Consider the following 21,062-nt stretch of genomic DNA (forward strand, 5'->3'; position numbering starts at 1 on the left):
TATGGGGAGATTATGGCTGATTGAAGGATTGCCAGGAAGCGGAAAGTCTATATTTGCCGAGAGGCTGCGAGATAAAAGGAATGGCAAGTTCTATTCGGAAGTAGATGCGTCACACCCCGTGGATATGCATGATGTCTATTGGGTCGAGGAGAAACCATCAACTGGTCGCATTCTTGATGAAATCGAGGGGGGATGGCTCGTCCGTTATGATGATGGTGAAGAACTTGCCGGAACGGACGTCTACGAGTTGCCTTTCGCTCTTCACACACGAATCATGTGCGAACGCTGGCGGCGTTATGTTCAAAAGTTAGATAGGGAGGAAAAGGACGTCATCTTTGAATGTGCGTTGCTCCAAAATCCTTTCACCATTGGAATGGTTGCGCAAGATGTTCCGTTAGCGGACGTGGAAGCATACGTTCAAGAGGTCGCAGACATCCTAAAACCGATTGATCCGATGGTCGTTTATTTGGCATTGGATGACGTTGCACGCATCTTTCCGATTGTATATGATGAACGACCGATGGGATGGCAAGGCGGCTTTGTCGAGTATTATACGAGCGGCGCCTATGGTGTGAACCATGCGCATAAGGGTATGGCCGGAACGATTGAGATTTTAGTGGAACGCCAACGACGTGAGCTTGAACTGTTGAAACGATTACCTCTTCGGCACGCTCGGATTCAAAATGATAATCGGCATTCATTTGAAGAATTAACGAATTTATTAGAGGAGGAGTCGATTCGTACATGCAAACCTTAATCAAACATTCGGAACGTTTTTGGTATATGACACCCGTTGACCGTACCGATCGACCAATTCTCGGTGCCGTTGTCGGCGATACGCATACGCTACTCATCGACGCGGGCAATTCCGTGTCGCACGCCTCATTCTTTTTAGAACAGCTAGAGAAACAAGGCCTCCGCACGCCGTCGATGGTCGCATTGACGCATTGGCATTGGGATCACATCTTCGGTTTACCTGCACTCGAAGGAATGGTGTCCATTGCGAGTGAAGCGACCAAACAGGGGATGGAAAAACTTGTCCCATATGCTTGGGATGATGTCTCTCTCGATGAGCGGGTGGCGGAAGGGATTGAAATCGCATTTTGCGCGGAAGCAATCCGTGAAGAATATGGAGACGCGCGCGATATCGAAATCGTGTTGCCCACGCTGACGTTTCAAGAGTCGCTGACGCTCGACCTCGGTGGCGTTCACGTCGTGTTACGACATGTCGGAGGAGACCACGCAAAAGATGCGGTTGTCCTGTATGTCGCAGAGGAGCAGGTATTATTTTTAGGAGACGCGTTATACGCAGACATCTATTCTCCCACATGGCGAATGACTCCGGAAGAAACCCTGCGGTTGTTGAATGTATTGGAATCGTTTGATGCTAAACAGATTGTCTGGTCACACGGTGAGATGGTGAGTCGTGAATCCTTCGCAGAAGATTGCCTTGCATTAAGACGAATCGCCACCATTTCGAATGATTTCCCAGGAAATATTGATGAAATCACGCAGTCATATGCTTCACTCGTCAATCGGGAGATCACCGAGGAAGAGAACGAGTTGATTACGTTTTTTGTGAACGGGACGGTGGGAAGATGACTTACACTATCACGCGGATTCACGAGGAAGACGAGACGTTCCAACAGTTTTTGACCACTCAATTACGTGAGTATAACAACGTTCGTTCGATTTACCATCGTGACATTCGCGAGGCGCACGTGCCGACCATTCAGTTGAAAGTGGAGCAAGAAGGACGGGTAATCGCCGGCTTATATGGGAGTGTGTATTGGGGATGGTTCGATTTGGATCGCCTTTGGGTCGATGCAGACTTTCATGGTCAGGGCATCGGTAGCCAATTGCTTGGAGAAGGGGAGGCGTTAGCGAAGTCGCTCGGTGCGACGCGTGTGAAATTGACGACGTTCTCGTTTCAAGCGAAACCGTTTTATGAGCGATTCGGTTACACGGTAATAGGTGTGCTACCGGACTATCCGCCGGGATCGGATTACTATATGATGATGAAGCAATTATAAAAGGCGACACGAGGTCGCCTTTTTAATACACTTTATCCCCATTGAAGATTGAATTTTTCACCATGACGTAGTCTACGGTGCGCAATGCCTCGAGACTGTCACCACCCGCGTAAGAAATCGCCGATTGGAGGTCTTGCTCCATCTCGGTCAATGTATCTTGTAGTGCCCCTTTGTGTTCGACAAACATCTTTTTCCCCTCGACGTTCTTTCGCTCACCCTTTTGGAACTCAGAAGCAGAACCGAAATACTCTTTCAATTGTTTCCCGTCTTGCTCGAACGTTTCCCCCGGTGATTCATCGTGTCCTGCGAACAATGAACCAATCATGACCATCGAAGCGCCGAAGCGAATCGATTTGGCGATGTCACCGTGAGTACGGATGCCCCCATCCGCGATAATCGGTTTCGTCGCTGCTTTGGCACACCAGCGAAGTGCAGCCAATTGCCAGCCCCCGGTACCAAAACCTGTTTTGATTTTCGTGATACACACTTTACCAGGACCGATTCCAACCTTCGTCGCATCCGCTCCGGCATGCTCTAATTCGCGAACGGCCTCTGGTGTCCCGACGTTCCCCGCGATGACGAAGGATCCAGGAAGATGGTGTTTGATATGCTGAATCATTCGGATAACCGCATTCGAATGACCGTGAGCGATATCGATTGTAATAAATTCTGGCGTATGACCGGTCGATTTGAGCATTTCGATAAACCCATACTCTTCTTCCTTCACGCCGACACTGATGGATGCATACAAACCACGCTCATGCATGTCTTGGATAAATGCCAGGCGCGTCTCTGGATTGAAGCGATGCATGATGTAAAAATATCCGTTCTTAGCCAGCATCAATGCGACCTTTTCATCGATAATCGTCTGCATGTTAGCCGGAACGACTGGTAATCGGAACGTGAAGCCACCAAGCTCGACGGTCGGATCACATTCCGAACGACTGTCGACAATACATTTTGCAGGAATTAATTGAATATCTTCGTAATCAAATACTTTATCCATATATCGCACCCCTATTCACGAACATTAACGTATTGAACAATAAAAAACTTCGCCCATTCGGTAATATAACGTGAATAGAGTTTAAAGTCAAAGGATAATTCAATTAATTTATCTTAAAAATGAATAAAATTAAATCAATTGATGTTTAATGTTCGGATTTAGGATTTATTTTCGGTGTTTCACGTGAAAAAAGGACCATTTATTGGTGGTCCTTTGCGAGTGCATATTGATTTCGTCCACCTGCTTTGGCTTCATAGAGAGCGAGGTCGGCACGTTTTAGTAACTGTTTGGTCGACAACCCTTTTACAAATCGAGCACCCCCGACACTTGAAGTCGTAATGAACGTATGTTGGTCGATTTCCCATGGGCGCTGTAGTGCTTGAATGATTTTCTCTGCAACCCGATGTAGGGCACAGGAATCGTTGAAGCGAATGAGAACGGCAAACTCATCACCGCCAAGTCTGGCAATCATATCTTGTTTGCGAAGCACGGATGTCAATCGACGAGCGAGTTGTCGCAAGAGTTCATCGCCCACATCATGACCGAACGTATCGTTGATTTGTTTGAATCGGTCAACATCAAGAGCGAGGACGGCCAATTCACCTTGCTCGAATTCGGTTCGATCGATCGCTTCCTCGAGGTAAGCGAGGAAGAAACGACGGTTCGGTAAGTCGGTCAGCGTGTCGTGATACGCCAAATGCTTCAGTTGCTTCTCTAGTGCTTTACGCTGCATGATTTCTCGGCTAACCGTCAAATAGTGTAGGAGAAGTCCGGATTCATCATAGATGGCCTGAATTTTCGTTTCGAGCCAAATCCAGCGCTGGTCAGCATGGAAATGACGGAACTCAAGGGTCAAGGAGATGTCTTCTTCCTTCATTTCTTTCAACTGCTCCCGGACGATCTGGATGTCGTCCGGATGGATATAGTCGAGCGTATTCTTCCCTTCGTAATATCCGGCCGCAAAACCGAGCACGGTACGGTGAGAAGGGGAAGCATAACGAACAGTACCATCCCGTTCTAGTATACAGACGAGGTCACTCATGTTTTCTGTGATCAATCGATATTGTAACTCACTCTGTCTTAACGCTTGTTCCATTTCACGTTTCTCCGTGACATCACGCAAAATCGTTAAGACGGCCGTTTCACCCTCATAATCGATGAGAAGGCTACTGATATCCATCTGGAGCTTGTCTCCACTCGGTGTCATGATGACCATTTCCGTATCTTGAACGGGGCCTCCGAGTTCGAGAGAGGCAAGTCGTTGACGGGTGGACTGATGATACTCTTCTGCGATGAATGAAAAAATCGATTCATTCTCTAGATAGGTTTCTCCGATTGTGGCGAGTGCCATCGCGTTCGCATATATAATCTGTCCTTCCTGATGAACAATGATGCCTTCCGGAATGGTTTCAATCAACTGACGGTAACGACGTTCGCTTTCGACCGTGGCACGCTCGGCATTTTTCTCTGGCGTCAAATCGATGATGATCGCAAACAGGCCGGTAATGTTACCGCCGACCTCGATTGGAATGTTGAGGACGGTTAAGTCGAGTCGTTCCCCGGATTGATGTTCAGCATAAATGGAATACTTGTGTGGAATCCCAGACAGCGTGAATTGTAACCCTTTCCTGACCCGAGACCGCTCACTCTCGGGAAGCCAATGCAGGAACGGATGATGAAGCATATCTTGTTCCGTATGACCGGTGATGACCGTGACGGCCGGGTTGACGGATTTGATGTTCAAATGATGGTCGAGTACAAAGATACCATGAGGAGAATACCGTCGTAGCGACTCGTGATGATCTTTTAAGATCGACAATTCGAGTTCGCGACGCTTCCGTTCCGTCACTTCACGTACGACAGAGACGATATGTGTACAGATTCCGTCATCATTAATAATCGGCGTCACTTCTGACTCGAAATAATGAAGGGGGAGCGTCAATACATCGTCCGCCTCGACCGTATCCGTATAAAAGGAGTCGGCCAGACGGTAATCTTCATAGACCACACTCTTTTTTGTACGAATCGCTTCATCGTAATACTGTGTAATAAGTGTAGCGGTCTCGGTCGGGACCAACTCATCGATGGTCTTCCCGACGTCCGCATCCGACCAATTGATGGCCCGTTTCCCAGGCTCGTTTACGAAGACGTAGCGATATGCTGAACCATCGACTTCCATAAAGAACACATAGTCTGAAATTTTATCGAACGTCCGTAGTAAAATCGATGCGTTGGATTGAAGTGTTTGGTCAGCTTTCATCTCGTCTCCCTCATTTCGTTCATTCTATTTTTTACACGTCATTTTTATCTTACCGCATCATTCGACCAAATGTGTGAACTTTCAAAAAAAGACGGGATGTACGTACATCCCGTCAAGCCGCTTCGTTCAGTTGTTTTTGTTCGTTTCGTCCGTTCATGACGTAATACAAGAAAATGGTAAAGAGAACGACGCCTGAAAGAATCAAATAAAGGGTCGAGAAGCCTGTCAACGGAATCAACAACCCGATGAAATAGGGGCCGAACCCTAGACCGGCATCAAGTGCGATGAAGAAGGTCGATGTCGCCATCCCCATTCGGTGAGGTGGAGAAGCCTTGACAGCGATTGCTTGGGTGCCGGATTGGATATTCCCGAAGCCTAATCCGATTAACGCACCGGCAAGTAGAAGCATCCAACCACTATTCGCTTGGCTGAGCACGAGTAGACCGATCGCGAAGATGGCGATTGCCGGATACATGACGACGTTCGCTCCGCGCGCGTCCATCAATTTTCCTGTAATCGGTCGTGATAACAGAACGGCGACCGAATAGACGAGGAAGAAGATACTCGCTGCCTCGATCAAGTCGAGTTCACTCGCGTAGAAGTTGATGTAAGACAAGACACTCGAATAGCTTAGTGCGGCCATCCCGATAATCAAGGCAATCGGGAGCGCTTTAGGTTCGACGAACGATTTTAAAGAGAATCCACGCACGACTTCCGGGGCGTCGACTTCTGGTACGTTCACAAAGAACGTACTCGCCAAACTGATGACCCCGATCACAAAACAAAGGCCGAAGATGACGGTGAAGCTCGTGTGTTGGCTGAGGAGTAATCCGACGAATGGCCCGATGGCTGTCGCCAGAGTAGAACTCATGCTGTAGTAACCGATCCCTTCACCTTTTCGAGTCGCGGGAATGACTTGCGCGACGATGGTTCCAGTAGCCGTACTCGATAATCCCATCCCGAGTCCGTGTACGAACCGTGTCAGTAATAAGAAACCGACACCCCAATGGACGAAGTACAATAAAATCGTGGCGGTGAAAAAGACGAGCCCGATATAAAGCGTCTTCTTCCGACCGATCGAATCAATCAGTCGACCGATGAACAAGCGCCCGGTCAGCGTCCCGATGATGAAGATGCCAGTGACGAGTCCTGCTTGACTCGTGGTCGCCCCGTACGACTCGACGGCATGCACCCCGATGGTGACCATCAATAAGAAAAAGATGAGCGTCAGGAAGAAGTTGATGAGCGAGATGATTAAAAAGTCTCTCGTCCAAAGTTTTTGAATAGGTTGTTGCATCATACGTGACGCCTCCTTTTCTTCAAATTCGAATAGTTAATAAACATAACTAAAAGAGTATACCAAATCAAATTAGGATTGTCCGAGATGATGCACTGCATGCAGTGAATGACAGACATGAAAAAACTCGACTCGGGAATCGAGTCGAGTCAAGTGACATCGTTAGGCACGGTCCCAGAATCGGGCAGTCGCAATCCCATCGATGAACGCATTGAATCCATCGAGGTTATGCTCGTCAAACGTGAAGACACCAGGCTGGTCTTGCTTCACGCGACATGTGGCGAGTGCCTCTTTATGGTGTACGTGTAGGGCGAGCGGCTTATAGTGCTTGTACGTGTTCTCGATAAATTCGAGCACATCATCCTCGACAGTCGTCGCGGCACTCACTAAGAAGGCGGCATCGAAAAGGCTCGAGTCGACCGTATCGTACGTCGCCTTCACCTTCAGGTCACCAAGCATATACGCCTTCTTGCCGACAAGGCTGTAGTTGACGTTGTGATCGGCGAGCGTCTGCACCCACTGTTTCACCTGATTCGCATCCACGTCACCGGCAAGGAGAAGGGCGACGCTCTTCGTATCGGGCTTTTTGATTGTGTTCGCCATCGAGAGAGCAGGGGACGTCTTATCTGACTGGACCTCATTATTCTCTTCGGGCACATGTACTCCTAAGTTGTCGGCGACGACTTCAGCGAGATGACGATCGATGCGGTTCAATAAATCGACGGCGTTCTCTTTCACCATGTCCGACTCACATTTTCCGAGCTCAAAACTGCAGGAATCTTGGATGTGTTGTTTTTCGACATCGGTCATGCTGTTGTAGAAGAGCTTCGCCTGTGAGTAGAAATCAAGGAAGCTGTCACTACGTCCCCGAATCTTATGACCATCGATTTTCTCTTGATAGTGCTCAAATCCACCTTGATCGGCTGGTACAGGTTCCGGCTGATTATTGTTGAGCGCATTTTTATGGTAGCTCGTCTGACCTTTGTGAACGGCCATTTGATGCATCCCGTCCCGCTGGTTGTTGTGGAACGGACAAACGGGCTTGTTGATTGGGATCTGGTGGAAGTTTGGTCCACCGAGACGCGACAGTTGGGTGTCCGTATACGAGAACAAACGACCTTGCAAGAGCGGATCGTTCGAGAAGTCGATTCCTGGGACGAGATGACCCGGGTGGAAGGCGACTTGTTCGGTTTCCGCGAAGAAGTTGTCGACGTTTCGATTAAGTGTCATCTTTCCGACGAGTTTCACTGGAATCTCTTCTTCCGGCCACAGTTTGGTTGGGTCTAAGATGTCGAAGTCATAGTTGAACTCGTCTTCTTCCGGGATCAGCTGCAGGCCGAGCTCCCATTCAGGATAGTCGCCTTTATTTATGGCTTCATAAAGGTCGACACGGTGGAAGTCAGCATTTTTCCCGACTGCTTTTTGGGCTTCGTCCCATACTTGTGAATGAACCCCGAGCTTCGGTTTCCAATGGAATTTGACGAAATGCGCTTTTCCTTCCGCATTTACGAGACGGAACGTATGCACCCCGAACCCTTCCATCATGCGTAGACTACGCGGAATTCCCCGATCACTCATCGCCCACATGACCATGTGAGCGGTCTCATGGTTTTGTCCGACGAAATCCCAGAACGTATCGTGCGCGCTTCCCCCTTGCGGCACTTCCGTATGTGGTTCAGGCTTCACAGCGTGGACGAGGTCCGGGAACTTGATGGCATCTTGGATAAAGAAGACTGGGATGTTGTTTCCGACTAAATCGTAGTTCCCTTCGTCTGTATAGAACTTCGTCGCAAAACCACGGACGTCACGGACCGTATCCGCGGACCCGCGTGAGCCTTGGACAGTCGAGAAACGGACGAATACGGGTGTCGTCTTCGAAGGGTCATTCAAAAAGTTCGCTTTTGTGAACTCGGCGAGCGGTTCATACACCTGGAACTCTCCATGTGCTCCTACGCCGCGCGCATGGACGATCCGCTCCGGAATCCGCTCATGGTCGAAATGGGTCATCTTCTCGCGGAAATGGAAATCCTCGATCAATGTCGGACCACGACGTCCTGCTTTCAGCGAGAATTCGTCTTCCGCCATCTTCAGACCTTGATTTGTCGTCAAGCCAGCTTGTTGTTCGTTATCAATCGTATGTTGATTTAACTGCTCTTCTTTCTTGTTCCCCATGTGATTGCCTCCCTTAAGTATGACTGACCGTCGTAAGTCACCATTTGACCTACTGTATCGGTGTTCCCTAACGCCAATAAAAAAATCCCTCTTTTTCAAAAAAGAGAGATTTCACACAAACATTTATAATGCGGCCCATACATGCTGTTTCAATACGATTTGTTGTACCACTTTAGGGTCGAGTTCGTATTCAGTGGCAATGATGCGCGTCACTTTCGCTTTCGAATCGGGGTCGTCAGGATTCTGCTTCGTATATTGATCTTGCCATGACCTCCAAATTTGAATCTCTGTATCGGTCAATTTGGTCGTCCATTCTTTTTCTCGAAGTTGCCAACCGAACATCATGTCGTCTGTTTGACCGGGTTCCACCCAGTCTGCGAGTCCATAGTCGCCTTCCGGAGCGAATACGGCTTCACCGAGTGGCGGTTCCGTCCCGATATAGGCAGCATCATCATAAAATCGTAACAAGGCGGCCTGGAACTGATCTGACTGTTTTACGTCATCGATGACGTCATGGCTGACGGATTGAAGCTCATCCGTACTCGGGTTCCCGTGTACGACGATGTCGTATTCATATCGAATGACACCGTCTTGTTCGGTTTGTGTACGTTCTTCAATCGTATATATTTCCTCGGAAATGGATGCTTGTTCAGCCTTTAACTGCGTCGTGGGGACGGATTCCTGTGGCCAAAACCAGAAGGCGCAACCGAGAGGGACAAGGAATACGGCAAGACGACGTAGTCGGTACACCCTGTTTGATTTTCTTTTTTTCTTCAATCCAAAAACACTCCTTCAATGATGTAACAATCCCAAAATGTCGGGGATTACGTTCGATCTAAACGAACGAGGTCCGCATCGGGATGCGACTGACCACGAACGAGAGCACTCAGAATACGAGAGCCAAGCATGCTATACACGGTCCCATTTCCCCCATATCCGAGCAAGTAAAACAAGTTCGGTCGATTCGGGTGCTCCCCGATGAACGGGAGTTGGTCCACCGACTCTCCAAACAAGGCGACCCAAGCATAATCGACTTCTAGGTCATACATCGGGAAGAGCTCGGCGATTTTTTCTTTCACTCGTTCCGCCCGATCGTTCATGAGCGCCTCATCGTGCGGCGTTTCGGCCTGGTCTTCGTCAAGCCCACCCGCGATAATTCGCCCGTCCGGAGTCGTGCGCAAATAGAGATATGGTCGTTTCGTCTCCCAAATGAGCGCGCGTCCTTCCCATTCGCTGAATTCGGCGATTGGATTCGTTGCGATGGCGTATGACCGATTCAAATCGATCCGATGGGAGTCGAGTAGGGGAGCTGGCCCATAACCTGTCGCAAAGATGACTTTATTCGCTTTAAATGTCCCGTTCGAGGTGAACACAATCCATCCATCACCATCAGACACGACCTCATCCACCGACGTCTCTTCAAAAATCGGGACGTGTTGTTTCGATAAATGGCGGATGATTTGACGACTGAGCGTGAGCGGATTGACCTCGGCATCGCCTTTTGTGATGAGGGCCGCCGGTTTTTCAAATGGGAAGCGTTCACGTAGTGCCTCACGATCCAACCACTCCACATCAAAACCGTGTTTGGCTAGCATCTCATACTCACGTTGCAATTTGGCAACATCGTCCTCTTCACTCGCAAAACAAAGGCTGTCCCGTCGAATATATATATCGGATGCATCGACATCTTTCGCCACCTGGTCGAGCGATTCGACCGCGTCGAGACATAATTGATAGAAGCGTACCGCTGCCGCTTCTCCAATTTTTTCTGCAAGTTCATGTAACATGATGTCATTTGAATATTGAATTAAACCGGTATTTGCTGATGTGCTTCCGGTACCGACCTTTCGCCCATCGAGCACCGCAAAATCGACGCCATCTCGTTGTAACGTATAAGCCGTCAACGTTCCGGACATACCGGCTCCGATGACGAGTACGTCGTAATGCTCTTTTTTGTCAGGTCTTTCTAACACGACGTCCTCTGATTCGGTCGTTGGCCAATATAAATCTCCGTTATACAATTCCATCGGTCTCATCCTCCATGATATTCAGTATCTTCCTCTTTATCCCCGCTTCAATAGAGGTGAAACCAAAAAACCGCAGACGATGTGTCTGCGGTTCAACATGTTATTTCTTGATGATGATGGATGAAGGAGAAGCGCCTTTCGTATATGTGATGCGTTGGACGTTTTTTGCCCCGCGAATCTCAGCAAGGTTTTTCCCGTCAACGATTACTTCTTTTACCGTCGCGCCTTTGAAGTCGATGATGGCACCGGCTTCTTTCGGTTTCACTTGAACGACGACATTTTTCAACGGTTCTCCTGTCAATTCCGTGTATACGCCACGAACGAAGATGCCGTTTTTGAAGTTCGTGCCTTTTCCGATTGTCACGCCGATGTAATCCTCTTGAAGGACGAGGCGAGCAGCTTTATGGTTTTCTACAGTGTAACGCGTCAATTCCACTTCTGGTTCCGGTGTGAAGTCGATTTGTGCAAGTACTGGATCATGGTCACTCGCACGCCCTGACATCTCAGTGAAGTCCGAGTTGACGTGAATCATGTCAATTTTCGTAGAAGCGGCCAAGCGATTCGAGACGAGGATGTGATCGAGTACTTGTGAGTTCCCTTGATACACATACGAGTAGCGGTCGACAGCAGGAACTTTCTCGACCATGTTCGTCATCAAGTCGCCTTTGAAGATTTGGAGCGCATCCGAGAATTCGAAATCGTTGAAGTCACCGAGTGCGACAACATTCGCTTCTGGATTCTTCGTCTTCACGTCTGCCACGAAGTTGTGGACGACTTGTGCGATTTTCTTACGTTGCACTTCACTTCCGAGTACGACCGGTTGTTGTGAACCGAAGAAACCAGTGTCGCCACCTTTCGAGTTCCAGTGGTTTGCGATCACGATGACGTTCTCGCCTTGGAAGTCGAATTGAGCAGCTAACGGTTTACGCGAACGATCGAACGCTTCGTTCATCGGATCGATACGTCCCGGGTTGTGCGTCAATTTCCCATCGGCGTATCCGACGGCCGTCGTCGCATCACCAGCAGGGATTCCCTCCGTCAATGACACGCGCTCAGGATCGTACAAGAAGCCGACACGGATGTTGGCATCTGGGGCGCCTCCGTCTTGGTTGTTCTCTGGGTCGATGTTGACGTATTTATACGTCTTCCCACCGACAGCGACAATGTTATCGATTAAGCGCTGATAGCTCTGGTCAGCGGCAGAACCTGCCCCTTTATCCTGTCCATCGTTGTCTTGTACTTCCGTCACACCGATGATGTCAGGGCTGTTCAATTCGTTGACGAACGCTTTCGCCAGTTTGAGTGCCTTTTCATCTGATGTTTCTTTGATGTTGTTCGAGAAGTTCTCTAAGTTATACGATGCAATCGTTAATTGATCTTCTTCTGCCTCGATGAATGTCTTCTCACGCTGCGCATCTCCTTTGACGAAGGCAGCTTTCATGTCTTCAAGTGAGGCTTGAATCTTATAGTTACCGAACGAATAGCCGACAACACCGACAATCGGTCCATTGAAGCGGTCGCCCGTCGCGACATCGAATTCACGCGCTTCCGCGTTCGGTTCGAGACGGAACTGAATGCGTTCCGGGTTTGCATCGTTCTTTTTCAATAAGACGCCGCCATTATATGTCTCTGTTGGCGTATCCTCGAGAACTGTGACTAAGTCACCATATTCTTGTGGTCCGACTGACTTCAACTTGTTCGTTTGAACACGCATTCCTTCAAGGCTCTCCCAGAAGTCGATGGCATCCTTCTCCGGATTGAAGACGGCGAGGTTGTCGCTGTCGATAAACTCGGTCGGAAGGTTTGAGGCATCAATCGTGATTGGAGTCGGAAGTGTCACGCCGCTCGCGACGACTTCGACTTTTCCGTTACGTGTATCGATTTGTGTCATCTTCATATCTGTCTGTTGACGGTCGCTGTATCCTTCGATCGCATACTCGCTCACTTTTCCGTTCACTTTGACGAGGTCACCGACTTGAATGCCGGCAATCGAACGTCCACCGTAAAGGACAATCCCTTCAGATGTCCGTGCATCGTCATCGGCTTCCGAATCAGGCGTTTGGATGAAGTAATAGGTCGTCCCACTTGAGACGAACGTAGACGTGACGATTCCTTCGACACCTTCAACCGTCTGTCCGTTCATCGGAGTCGTATGGTTCGCACCTTGGATGTCGTGAATGCGAATCTTGTCTGTGATCTTATAAGAGAATGTTGAGACGGCGCTGAATGTGTCTCCCGTTTTCACGACCGTCTTCAATGTCGTCGAGTTTTCAATGCGGATTGGGTTTTCGTAACGAAGCCCATTCTCTTTTGGATCAGAGCCGTCGAGTGTATAGAAAATCTCAGCGTCTGCTGTCGTTGTCGAGAGCGTCACGTCTTGTGGACCAACGAATGTACCGGCACCTGGTTTCGCGACAGCCGGCCGAAGAACGGACGTATCGATAACCGTGTCCGCCGGGTCACGAGGGATGATTTGGTACGTATCGTCAAACTGTTGAACGATTCCTGTGATCGATGAATAGTTCACATCCGTCTGTAAATCAAGGATGCCTCGCTCGTCGCGAACGACGAACTCCTTCGTTCCGTCCGTCGCCGTCAAGTTCTGACCGCTACCTGTGAGTGTGACATTTTTGACGGTAACGAGTTCGGATTCGACGTCCTCGTTGATATGTTCCCCTGTCAAGACTTGGGCAGTAGGAAGTGTTGCTGCTTGTTTTGAAACAACGACAGCGCTGTTCAATTGAAGAAGCTCACGGTACGAACCGACGACCCCTGTGACAACGACCTCGTCCCCGACGTTGACGGCAAGAGATGTCGGACGGATAGACAGACCACCTGTTGCGTCTTGAATGGAGATGGTGTTCGCTAATTTAGCCGTGACGACTCCTTTTACGGTGACCGTCTCATTTTCTGCCTTTGTTCGTGCATCAGCAATTGAAATTGGTGTGATTGGTGCAGGAGGCTCCGTTGTGCCGCCATCTCCGTATTCGACGCCTTGGAACGTATGTAACCCGAGATTGTCGAACGTGTCTTGTGGTGTCGATGACCATTCGACAGCCGGGTCGAAGGCATCACTGCCATCACTGTCTCCCTTTGTGACCGTGTCTTTACGGATGAGCGATTGGTCAGCAGTCGCAACGGTCGTTCCCCATTTTGTCCCTGGGTCGAAGCCGAGTTGACCGAAGACATCAAGAACCGTGTCTCCTTTTTTCAAGACGATCGTGTCATCCCCGTTGAAGTTCGTCACGGCACTCACCGTATCCGATTTTGCTTTCAATGTGTCCGACGCACTGCCGTTCACAATGATATATGTAGCTCCTGGTGCGAGGGTGCCAGTCAAATTCAATGTATTTCCGGCAGTCGTACCTCCGTTTGAATACAGTTCAATTTTGTAAGCGGAAAGGTCGATTGTCGCGTTCGTTCCATTGAATAACTCGATTGCTTTATTGTTGCTCGATCCTTCTACGTACTCGGAAATGAAGAGATCTGATGCGTTCAACGTCTCGGCGTTTACGTTTGCCGCAATCGGCGTCATACTGCTGACGATGAGTCCTGCTGATAAGGCGAGGCCAGTGACTGCCTTAAATGATTGTGTTGGTTTCCCCATGTGTAAGTCTCCCTTAGATGTAATGGTCTAATCCGATTTCCCCAACTTGCGTCGTTATAAATAAGTGAATTTATATCCTCCTTTTTCAAAAAAACGACATGATAGCGCTTACATTACTTTTCTTGTGACGAATCCCTTGAAAAATTATTCGTGTATTGTCAAAAATAACACGTTCATTTCCCAAGTTTTTTTACTACATGTTAAACATAACCAAGCAGACGTCAGAACTCAATCCACTAAACACAAAGTTATGATTACATTTTGATTACAAGATAAATGTAATCGGAAGAACTTGACGAGTAGCTTAAGAACTTTTACACTCTTCTAATACGAATTAATTGTATCGGTTAAGTTGGAATTAAAGGAGGCACTAATGAAAGCAGTCAATTACCCAGTCATTCCTGGAGCAGGCGCGTTTTATTATGAAGGAAACGAAATCGGTATTTTGCTTTGTCACGGCTTTAACGGGACACCTCAAAGTGTACAGGACGTCGGAATTGAGTTGATGAAGCAAGGGTTCACGGTCTATGCCCCGCGCTTGAAAGGGCATGGGACACATCCAGAAGACTTTCGATGTTCGACGCATCGATGTTGGTATAAAAGTGTGACGAAAGGAATCGAGCGGTTGCGCGAGTCGTGTCAGACGGTCATCGTCGTCGGTCAGTCAATGGGCGGAACGTTGGCACTCAAGGCTGCCCTTGAAGGGAAGGCGGATGCGATTGTGACAATCAATGCCGCGTTATCGGTACCAGGATATGCGTGTCATGCGTCGGATACCGAGTGTCGATTTATCGACGAAGATGCGCCTGACATCTTGGCAAAAGACGTATATGAGATTGTCTATGACCGTGTGCCTACAAAAGCGATTCGTGAATTGCTTTCGCTGATTGACGAGGTGCGACCGCACGTCGGAGCAGTTGATGTGCCGACATATGTCATCCATTCTGCTGTCGACAACGTGGTGCCGCCTTCCGACTCCATCTGGTTGTTCGATCAGTTACAAGGAAAAAAAGAATACGCGGTGCTTCCTAACTCGTATCACGTCGCGACGATGGACAATGATTGGAAGCATTTGTCGAAGCTGATCACGACCTTCTGTGAACAGGTTGGGGCGCGCCATCAAAATGCAGTGTGAAAACTGCATTTTTTTGTGGACTGATTCTTTGCAAACGCTTGCACTAGTGCTATGGTAGATGTGAATCATACCTTATTGTAGGAGGCAAGGTGCCGTATGGAGACGTTGTTCAGCCAAACGAAACAAACAGAGATCAGTCGTGTATGGTGGAAAGAGGCCATCGCCTATCAAATTTATCCACGAAGTTTCAACGATTCGAACGGGGATGGAATCGGTGATCTTCGCGGAATCATTGAAAAGCTCGATTACTTAGAAGACCTTGGAATTGATGTCATTTGGATTTGTCCGATGTACAAATCGCCAAACGATGATAACGGATATGATATTAGTGACTATCAAGACATTATGGATGAGTTTGGGACGATGGAGGATTTTGATGCCTTGCTAGAGGCAGTGCACGCACGAGGGATGAAGCTGTTGCTCGACCTCGTCGTCAACCATACGTCGGACGAACATCCATGGTTCCTTGAATCGAAGAGCTCGAAAGACAATCCGAAACGAGATTGGTATATTTGGCGAGATGGGAAAGATGGGATGCCACCGAGCAACTGGGCGAGTATCTTTGGTGGGTCCGCTTGGAAATATGACGAACCGACCGATCAATATTACTTGCACGTCTTCTCGAAGAAACAACCCGATTTGAATTGGGAAAATCGTGACGTTCGAACGGCTGTCTATGACATGATCAACTGGTGGCTCGATAAAGGGGTCGACGGATTCCGTGTCGATGCGATCAGTCATATTAAAAAGATGCCGACGGAGACGATGCTACCTTCTCCGGACGGAAAGCCGATCGTGACGGCCTTTTCGATGTACTCGAACATTGACGGAATTCATGAATATCTACAAGAGATGAAGCGAGAAACGTTTTCCAAATACGACATTATGACTGTTGGGGAGACGAACGGCATTGAGCCGGAAGAAGCCGACCAATGGATGGGACCAGAGAATGGTGCGATGAATATGGCCTTTCACTTTGATCATGTCGATATCATGCGACGGTCGCGTCTTGCCCCGCTCGATGTCGTCGAGCTGAAACGGATCTTCGATAAATGGCAACAAGGATTACGCGAAACTGGATGGAACGCATTATACATTGAAAATCATGACATGGTGCGAGCGGTATCTCTCGTCGGGGATGAGCATCATTATTGGCGTGAAAGTGCCACGGCGCTTGGGATGATGTACTTCTTCATGCACGGGACACCATTCATTTATCAAGGACAAGAAATCGGGATGAAGAATGTGCCGCTCCCATCCATTCATGACTATGATGATGTCGCGACGAAAAACGAGTACTTCGAACGGATCGCGAACGGGATGAGTGAAATCGACTCGATGCAACAAGTATGGGGCACGTCTCGTGATAACGTCCGGACACCAATCCAGTGGGATGCCTCACCTCATGCTGGTTTCTCGACGACGACCCCGTGGATGCCGATTCATGAAGAGTATGAGACGCTCAACGTCGAGGCACAGCGACACGACCAGCACTCCATTCTGTCGTTCTATAAGGAGATGATCCGTCTTCGTCGAGCTGAGGAAACGTTTACGTATGGTCGTTATCGTGACGTCTTGCCTGAACATAAGCAAGCCTTCGTCTACGAGCGTACGTTTGAAAACAACCGCTTCTTCGTGGTCGTCAACTTGACCGCCAATCCGGCAGAAGTGACCATTCCGGAAATTGCAGGCGCCACGCTTGTCATGACGAATGAGATTGACCCCGAGACGATTGATACGGAAACGTTTATGCTTCGACCATTCGCAGCACGGTTATATCGTTTATGATAGAAAGGTACCTTCCTAGGAGGGTACCTCTTTTGAATGAAGGGTGGGACGAGGATGCATACGATTGAATTTTCCAATGACAACGAGGTCGTACGCATGGTCATTGGTGGTGCCGATCGCGAACGGTTGGAATTGATGATTGATGAGCGACGCGTTACGATTTACGTGAAAGCGTATCTCGATTTTGGAGAGGCGTTCGCTAAGGCGTTTCATTCGTTGAAAGGGACGGCCGCACTCCGTGATGTGGAAGGACAGTATGTCATGGATGTGACCTTTTCGCATCGAGGGGTCAGCGTTCGATTGTATGATCCGTTTCCTAAGAAGACGCTTCAGACCGATCAAAGTTACATGACAGAAACGATGCGACAGATCGGCATCTGGAATAGGCTGTGACAAATGAGGGAAAAGAGCATATGATAGAGATTGACTAAATGGAAAGGGGTGTCGGGTATGGATGGAACGAAACGTGCTGACATTCGCCCAGGACTCCACGTCCAAATCGTTTTAAAACAAGATCAACGAAGCGGAAAGCTGACGAAAGGCGTCGTTCAAGATATATTGACGAACTCGCCACGTCATCCGCACGGAATCAAAGTGCGTTTGAGCGATGGACAGGTCGGTCGTGTGAAAGTGATCGAAGCTGGAGGTGAGTAAGATGAGCGAGAAAAAACTATCTTTTCAAGAGGCGATGAAACAAAAGCTGGCAGAGAAGAAGCAAAATCAAACGAAGGTTCCCACGGGTTTACATGGTACAAAACAGAAACCGTTGACGAGCCAATTGACGAAAAAACCAAATAACCAGAAGAAACGTACTGGTATATAAAAAGCAGTCGCTCCTCAAAAGCGACTGCTTTTTATCTTTTAATCGTGTAACGTGTTTACGAAATAACCATTGTTAAACTGATCAAGAAGTTTTTGATAGTATTTCATTTGATCTATATTTTTGTTTGCAAGAGCCACTTCTGCACCAGACAATAGTTCACCCACGGTAAAGCCAGTTGATACACCACTGTCCTTATAAACGAGCTCAAGGTTCAAGAACGATGGGTCATTTAATAGTACATTGATTTTTGCGGCTGTTAATTGCATAATCAAACGTTTTTCTTCAGTCATTGATTTCGGCGAGCTTGTCATTAGTGCGGACAAGGCCTTTTGTCCTTCGAGTGTACTGACATCATAAGCAATTCCTTGAATATAAACGATTGAGCCATATTCGAACGATACTTTCTCATAGTTGAAGATGTTTTTCCAAAAGCCGATTGTATATACCCCATAATCAACCTCTGGTGGTGGTGTACAATCTTCAACGGTCAGTGTCACATATCGTACCCAAGGATTTCCTGTACCCGGATCACCAGGATAAGCAGTTTCCGTTTCTCCATTAACGATTGTATCTAGGTGGAGGAAGACGTTAAATTGGAAACCGTCTGATTTTAGAACGCTTTCGTTCACACCAAGATAACTTGCTAACGAAGCGTAAGGAATTAAGAGATGTGTTGGATCGACGAGGGATTTTGTTTTAAACTCATATGCGCCAGGACTACCGCGCTCAAGCGATTCACTGGTTAATCGAAAATCAATTTTAATATTTTCAGGTACGTCGGCTAACGTCACTCCGTCATTTAAATCGATGACAATTTTTAAGCCTTCCGCGACAAACTCAAAATCGACGACTCCAATCGGGATGTTTTGCCCTGCATAGATGGTAGAATCAGAATTCGTGGATACACACCACTGTGTCCCTCCGGTCGCTTCCGCCACATTTCCCTTCATAGGCAACAATGACAACACGAAGGCCAATATAACGAACCAAGATAACCACTTCCGATGTCTTTTCATGATTCTTCCTTCTTTCTTCTAGATGACTTTTCATGGTGAACAGAAGGTGGAGACTATAATTATGTAATATCCTGTACAAGTGAAAAACAATGATTGATTAGTGAAAAAAAGTATAAAAAATGAATGGTATTCATACGAGACCGTGTAATGAAAAGACACGGCAAATAAGAAAATGAAGTAAAAATAATGAAATTATATTTTTCTATACGCACTATAAATCATGATTTAATATTTCTAAACATTTTTATGTAAGCGCTTTAAGTACTTATAAATAAGGACTCTGGCTCAGATGATGTGAAAAAAGAGTGAAATCACCTATAAAAAAATTATTGATAATTGTCAGAATCTTTGTATAATTCAGAACTAAGACATCATAAAAAATTCTCAACTTCAGATTCACACAACAGGGAGGAACTTATTCATGGAAGCGATTCAAGGTATGTTACAAGGAAGCGTCGACTTTTTGAACAACATCTTATGGTCGTACGTATTGATCGCCGTTCTCGTCGGAGCCGGGATCTACTTCACGGTCAGAACACGATTTATGCAGTTCCGTTACTTAAAAGAAATGTTACGTACGGTGACAGATAAATCGGACGTTACACTTACAAAAGACGGGAAGAGTATTTCTTCAATGAAATCATTCTTTATCGGTGCCGCGACTCGAATCGGTACAGGTAACCTTGCCGGGGTCACGGTAGCGGTCACACTTGGTGGACCAGGAGCGGTCTTCTGGATGTGGATCGTCGCCCTTCTCGGTGGTGCGACAGCCATGATTGAAAGCACGCTCGCTCAAGTATACAAAGTGAAAGACGATGTCGCGTACCGCGGTGGTCCGGCTTACTACATCGAAAAAGGTTTAAACAACCGTGCACTTGGAATCGTATTCGCGGTTCTCATTGCTGTCACATTCGGACTCATCTTCAACTCTGTTCAATCGAACACGATCGCTGCAGCATTCGATAACGCATTTGGAATCGATGCAGCGATCGGCGGAGCAATCTTAGTTGTTCTTACTGGCCTTGTCATCTTTGGTGGTGTACAACGTGTCGCGAACTTCTCGGCAATCGTCGTACCTGTCATGGCTGTTCTCTACCTTGCTATCGCACTCTACGTTGTCGTTGTGAACTTCGCTGAACTTCCAGGCGTCTTCGCTATGATTTTCCAAAGCGCATTTGGTTTGAATGAAGCAGTCGGTGGTTCAATCGGTGCTGCAATCTCAATGGGTGTACGCCGTGGACTCTTCTCGAACGAAGCAGGTATGGGTTCTGCACCAAACGCAGCAGCTGCTGCTGAAGTATCGCACCCTGCGAAACAAGGTTTCCTTCAATCACTCGGTGTATTCTTGGATACGTTGATCGTATGTACAGCAACTGCAGCGATCATCCTTCTCTCAGACAGCTACGCTGCTGGAAATGGTGAAGGGATTGTCCTTCTTCAAAACGCATTGACTGAGCAAATCGGAACACTTGCTCCAGCATTCATCGCTGTCAGCGTCTTCTTGTTCGCCTTCAGCTCGATCGCAGGAAGCTACTACTACGGTGAAACGAACATCGAATTCATCAAGAAGAGCAAAGGTGTAGTCTTTGGATTCCGTCTTGCGACAATGGCATTCGTTTTCATCGGAGCGGTCGCAAGCCTCGGATTCGTATGGAGCCTCGCTGACCTCTTCATGGCAGGGATGACATTGATCAACATCGCGGCAATCACATTGCTCGGTGGCGTTGCCTTCAAAGTTCTTAAAGATTACGAAGAGCAACGAGCTCAAGGTCTCAACCCACGCTTCTCGGCTCGTAAACTCGGTATCGAGAATACAGAGTGCTGGGATGTGGAAGAAGACGAAGTGGCACAAGGTACTGTTCAAGCAGCAGCAGCCGACGCTTCAAAATCATAATTCG

17 protein-coding genes are annotated in these 21,062 nt (G+C 47.9%); 9 read left to right on the plus strand and 8 right to left on the minus strand.

Annotated features, from left to right (window positions below):
* Position 1 precedes the first annotated feature (1 nt).
* From KNO68_RS09905 to KNO68_RS09915, 3 genes are read left to right on the plus strand one after another with little or no spacing between them, the layout of a single operon-like run.
* Positions 2 to 757, plus strand: coding sequence for a P-loop NTPase family protein (locus KNO68_RS09905; protein WP_214757640.1), 756 nt, complete (start codon positions 2 to 4; stop codon positions 755 to 757).
* Positions 745 to 1,602, plus strand: a complete 858-nt coding sequence (locus tag KNO68_RS09910; protein WP_215112438.1) for an MBL fold metallo-hydrolase — start codon at positions 745 to 747, stop codon at positions 1,600 to 1,602. Before KNO68_RS09905 ends, KNO68_RS09910 begins: the two co-directional genes overlap by 13 nt.
* Positions 1,599 to 2,033: a GNAT family N-acetyltransferase gene (locus KNO68_RS09915; protein ID WP_074035146.1), complete on the plus strand. Its 435-nt coding sequence runs from the start codon at positions 1,599 to 1,601 to the stop codon at positions 2,031 to 2,033. Before KNO68_RS09910 ends, KNO68_RS09915 begins: the two co-directional genes overlap by 4 nt.
* 22 nt (positions 2,034 to 2,055) lie before the next feature.
* Here the strand turns inward: KNO68_RS09915 and guaC are convergent, their stop codons facing one another.
* The 7 genes from guaC to KNO68_RS09950 all read right to left on the minus strand — a co-directional run bounded on the left by guaC (position 2,056) and on the right by KNO68_RS09950 (position 14,402).
* Entirely contained in the window at positions 2,056 to 3,039 is a 984-nt protein-coding gene (guaC, locus tag KNO68_RS09920; RefSeq protein ID WP_031424215.1) for a GMP reductase, read from the minus strand.
* Positions 3,040 to 3,238: 199 nt separating this feature from the next.
* A complete protein-coding gene (locus KNO68_RS09925; protein WP_215112439.1) occupies positions 3,239 to 5,299 on the minus strand; it encodes a PAS domain S-box protein in 2,061 nt (686 codons plus the stop codon).
* A gap of 112 nt (positions 5,300 to 5,411) precedes the next feature.
* The gene (locus KNO68_RS09930) at positions 5,412 to 6,596 is read right to left on the minus strand and encodes an MFS transporter (protein ID WP_041918118.1); all 1,185 of its coding nucleotides are present in this window, start codon (positions 6,594 to 6,596) and stop codon (positions 5,412 to 5,414) included.
* A 162-nt stretch (positions 6,597 to 6,758) separates the two neighbouring features.
* Positions 6,759 to 8,768 (minus strand): catalase, encoded by a 2,010-nt coding sequence (locus KNO68_RS09935; RefSeq protein WP_215112440.1) that lies wholly within the window; start codon positions 8,766 to 8,768, stop codon positions 6,759 to 6,761.
* 123 nt (positions 8,769 to 8,891) lie between these two features.
* Entirely contained in the window at positions 8,892 to 9,545 is a 654-nt protein-coding gene (locus KNO68_RS09940; RefSeq protein WP_215112441.1) for a hypothetical protein, read from the minus strand.
* A 47-nt stretch (positions 9,546 to 9,592) separates the two neighbouring features.
* Complete coding sequence (locus KNO68_RS09945) at positions 9,593 to 10,795, minus strand: NAD(P)/FAD-dependent oxidoreductase (protein ID WP_078146025.1); 1,203 nt, start codon at positions 10,793 to 10,795, stop codon at positions 9,593 to 9,595.
* Between the two features lie 100 nt (positions 10,796 to 10,895).
* On the minus strand, positions 10,896 to 14,402 hold the full coding sequence (locus KNO68_RS09950; RefSeq protein ID WP_214812658.1) for a chitobiase/beta-hexosaminidase C-terminal domain-containing protein: 3,507 nt from the start codon (positions 14,400 to 14,402) through the stop codon (positions 10,896 to 10,898).
* 373 nt (positions 14,403 to 14,775) lie between these two features.
* Between KNO68_RS09950 and KNO68_RS09955 the strand changes: the two genes are divergently transcribed.
* From KNO68_RS09955 to KNO68_RS09975, 5 genes are all read left to right on the plus strand, one after another.
* Positions 14,776 to 15,537: an alpha/beta hydrolase gene (locus tag KNO68_RS09955; RefSeq protein ID WP_215112442.1), complete on the plus strand. Its 762-nt coding sequence runs from the start codon at positions 14,776 to 14,778 to the stop codon at positions 15,535 to 15,537.
* 132 nt (positions 15,538 to 15,669) lie between these two features.
* Positions 15,670 to 17,325, plus strand: a complete 1,656-nt coding sequence (locus KNO68_RS09960; protein ID WP_215112489.1) for a glycoside hydrolase family 13 protein — start codon at positions 15,670 to 15,672, stop codon at positions 17,323 to 17,325.
* A 54-nt stretch (positions 17,326 to 17,379) separates the two neighbouring features.
* Positions 17,380 to 17,718, plus strand: a complete 339-nt coding sequence (locus KNO68_RS09965) for a hypothetical protein (RefSeq protein ID WP_078146028.1) — start codon at positions 17,380 to 17,382, stop codon at positions 17,716 to 17,718.
* 57 nt (positions 17,719 to 17,775) lie between these two features.
* On the plus strand, positions 17,776 to 17,979 hold the full coding sequence (locus tag KNO68_RS09970) for a YwbE family protein (protein WP_015880320.1): 204 nt from the start codon (positions 17,776 to 17,778) through the stop codon (positions 17,977 to 17,979).
* 1 nt (position 17,980) lies between these two features.
* Positions 17,981 to 18,148, plus strand: coding sequence for a hypothetical protein (locus KNO68_RS09975; protein ID WP_015880321.1), 168 nt, complete (start codon positions 17,981 to 17,983; stop codon positions 18,146 to 18,148).
* A 38-nt stretch (positions 18,149 to 18,186) separates the two neighbouring features.
* Here the strand turns inward: KNO68_RS09975 and KNO68_RS09980 are convergent, their stop codons facing one another.
* A complete protein-coding gene (locus KNO68_RS09980; RefSeq protein ID WP_214688958.1) occupies positions 18,187 to 19,164 on the minus strand; it encodes a hypothetical protein in 978 nt (325 codons plus the stop codon).
* Positions 19,165 to 19,585: 421 nt separating this feature from the next.
* Here KNO68_RS09980 and KNO68_RS09985 point away from each other — a divergent pair, with 421 nt between their 5' ends.
* The gene (locus KNO68_RS09985; RefSeq protein ID WP_078146030.1) at positions 19,586 to 21,058 is read left to right on the plus strand and encodes an alanine/glycine:cation symporter family protein; all 1,473 of its coding nucleotides are present in this window, start codon (positions 19,586 to 19,588) and stop codon (positions 21,056 to 21,058) included.
* Positions 21,059 to 21,062 lie beyond the last annotated feature (4 nt).

This window comes from Exiguobacterium sp. s75 (assembly GCF_018617145.1).
Classification (GTDB): Bacteria; Bacillota; Bacilli; order Exiguobacteriales; family Exiguobacteriaceae; genus Exiguobacterium; species Exiguobacterium profundum.

Excerpts from the sequence above, each read along its gene's own strand:
- KNO68_RS09905 (WP_214757640.1), top strand. The coding sequence starts at position 2 with ATGGGGAGATTATGGCTGATTGAAGGATTGCCAGGAAGCGGAAAGTCT.
- KNO68_RS09910 (WP_215112438.1), top strand. The coding sequence starts at position 745 with ATGCAAACCTTAATCAAACATTCGGAACGTTTTTGGTATATGACACCC.
- KNO68_RS09915 (WP_074035146.1), top strand. The coding sequence starts at position 1,599 with ATGACTTACACTATCACGCGGATTCACGAGGAAGACGAGACGTTCCAA.
- guaC (WP_031424215.1), bottom strand. The coding sequence starts at position 3,039 with ATGGATAAAGTATTTGATTACGAAGATATTCAATTAATTCCTGCAAAA.
- KNO68_RS09925 (WP_215112439.1), bottom strand. The coding sequence starts at position 5,299 with ATGAAAGCTGACCAAACACTTCAATCCAACGCATCGATTTTACTACGG.
- KNO68_RS09930 (WP_041918118.1), bottom strand. The coding sequence starts at position 6,596 with ATGCAACAACCTATTCAAAAACTTTGGACGAGAGACTTTTTAATCATC.
- KNO68_RS09935 (WP_215112440.1), bottom strand. The coding sequence starts at position 8,768 with ATGGGGAACAAGAAAGAAGAGCAGTTAAATCAACATACGATTGATAAC.
- KNO68_RS09945 (WP_078146025.1), bottom strand. The coding sequence starts at position 10,795 with ATGGAATTGTATAACGGAGATTTATATTGGCCAACGACCGAATCAGAG.
- KNO68_RS09950 (WP_214812658.1), bottom strand. The coding sequence starts at position 14,402 with ATGGGGAAACCAACACAATCATTTAAGGCAGTCACTGGCCTCGCCTTA.
- KNO68_RS09955 (WP_215112442.1), top strand. The coding sequence starts at position 14,776 with ATGAAAGCAGTCAATTACCCAGTCATTCCTGGAGCAGGCGCGTTTTAT.
- KNO68_RS09965 (WP_078146028.1), top strand. The coding sequence starts at position 17,380 with ATGCATACGATTGAATTTTCCAATGACAACGAGGTCGTACGCATGGTC.
- KNO68_RS09970 (WP_015880320.1), top strand. The coding sequence starts at position 17,776 with ATGGATGGAACGAAACGTGCTGACATTCGCCCAGGACTCCACGTCCAA.
- KNO68_RS09975 (WP_015880321.1), top strand. The coding sequence starts at position 17,981 with ATGAGCGAGAAAAAACTATCTTTTCAAGAGGCGATGAAACAAAAGCTG.
- KNO68_RS09980 (WP_214688958.1), bottom strand. The coding sequence starts at position 19,164 with ATGAAAAGACATCGGAAGTGGTTATCTTGGTTCGTTATATTGGCCTTC.
- KNO68_RS09985 (WP_078146030.1), top strand. The coding sequence starts at position 19,586 with ATGGAAGCGATTCAAGGTATGTTACAAGGAAGCGTCGACTTTTTGAAC.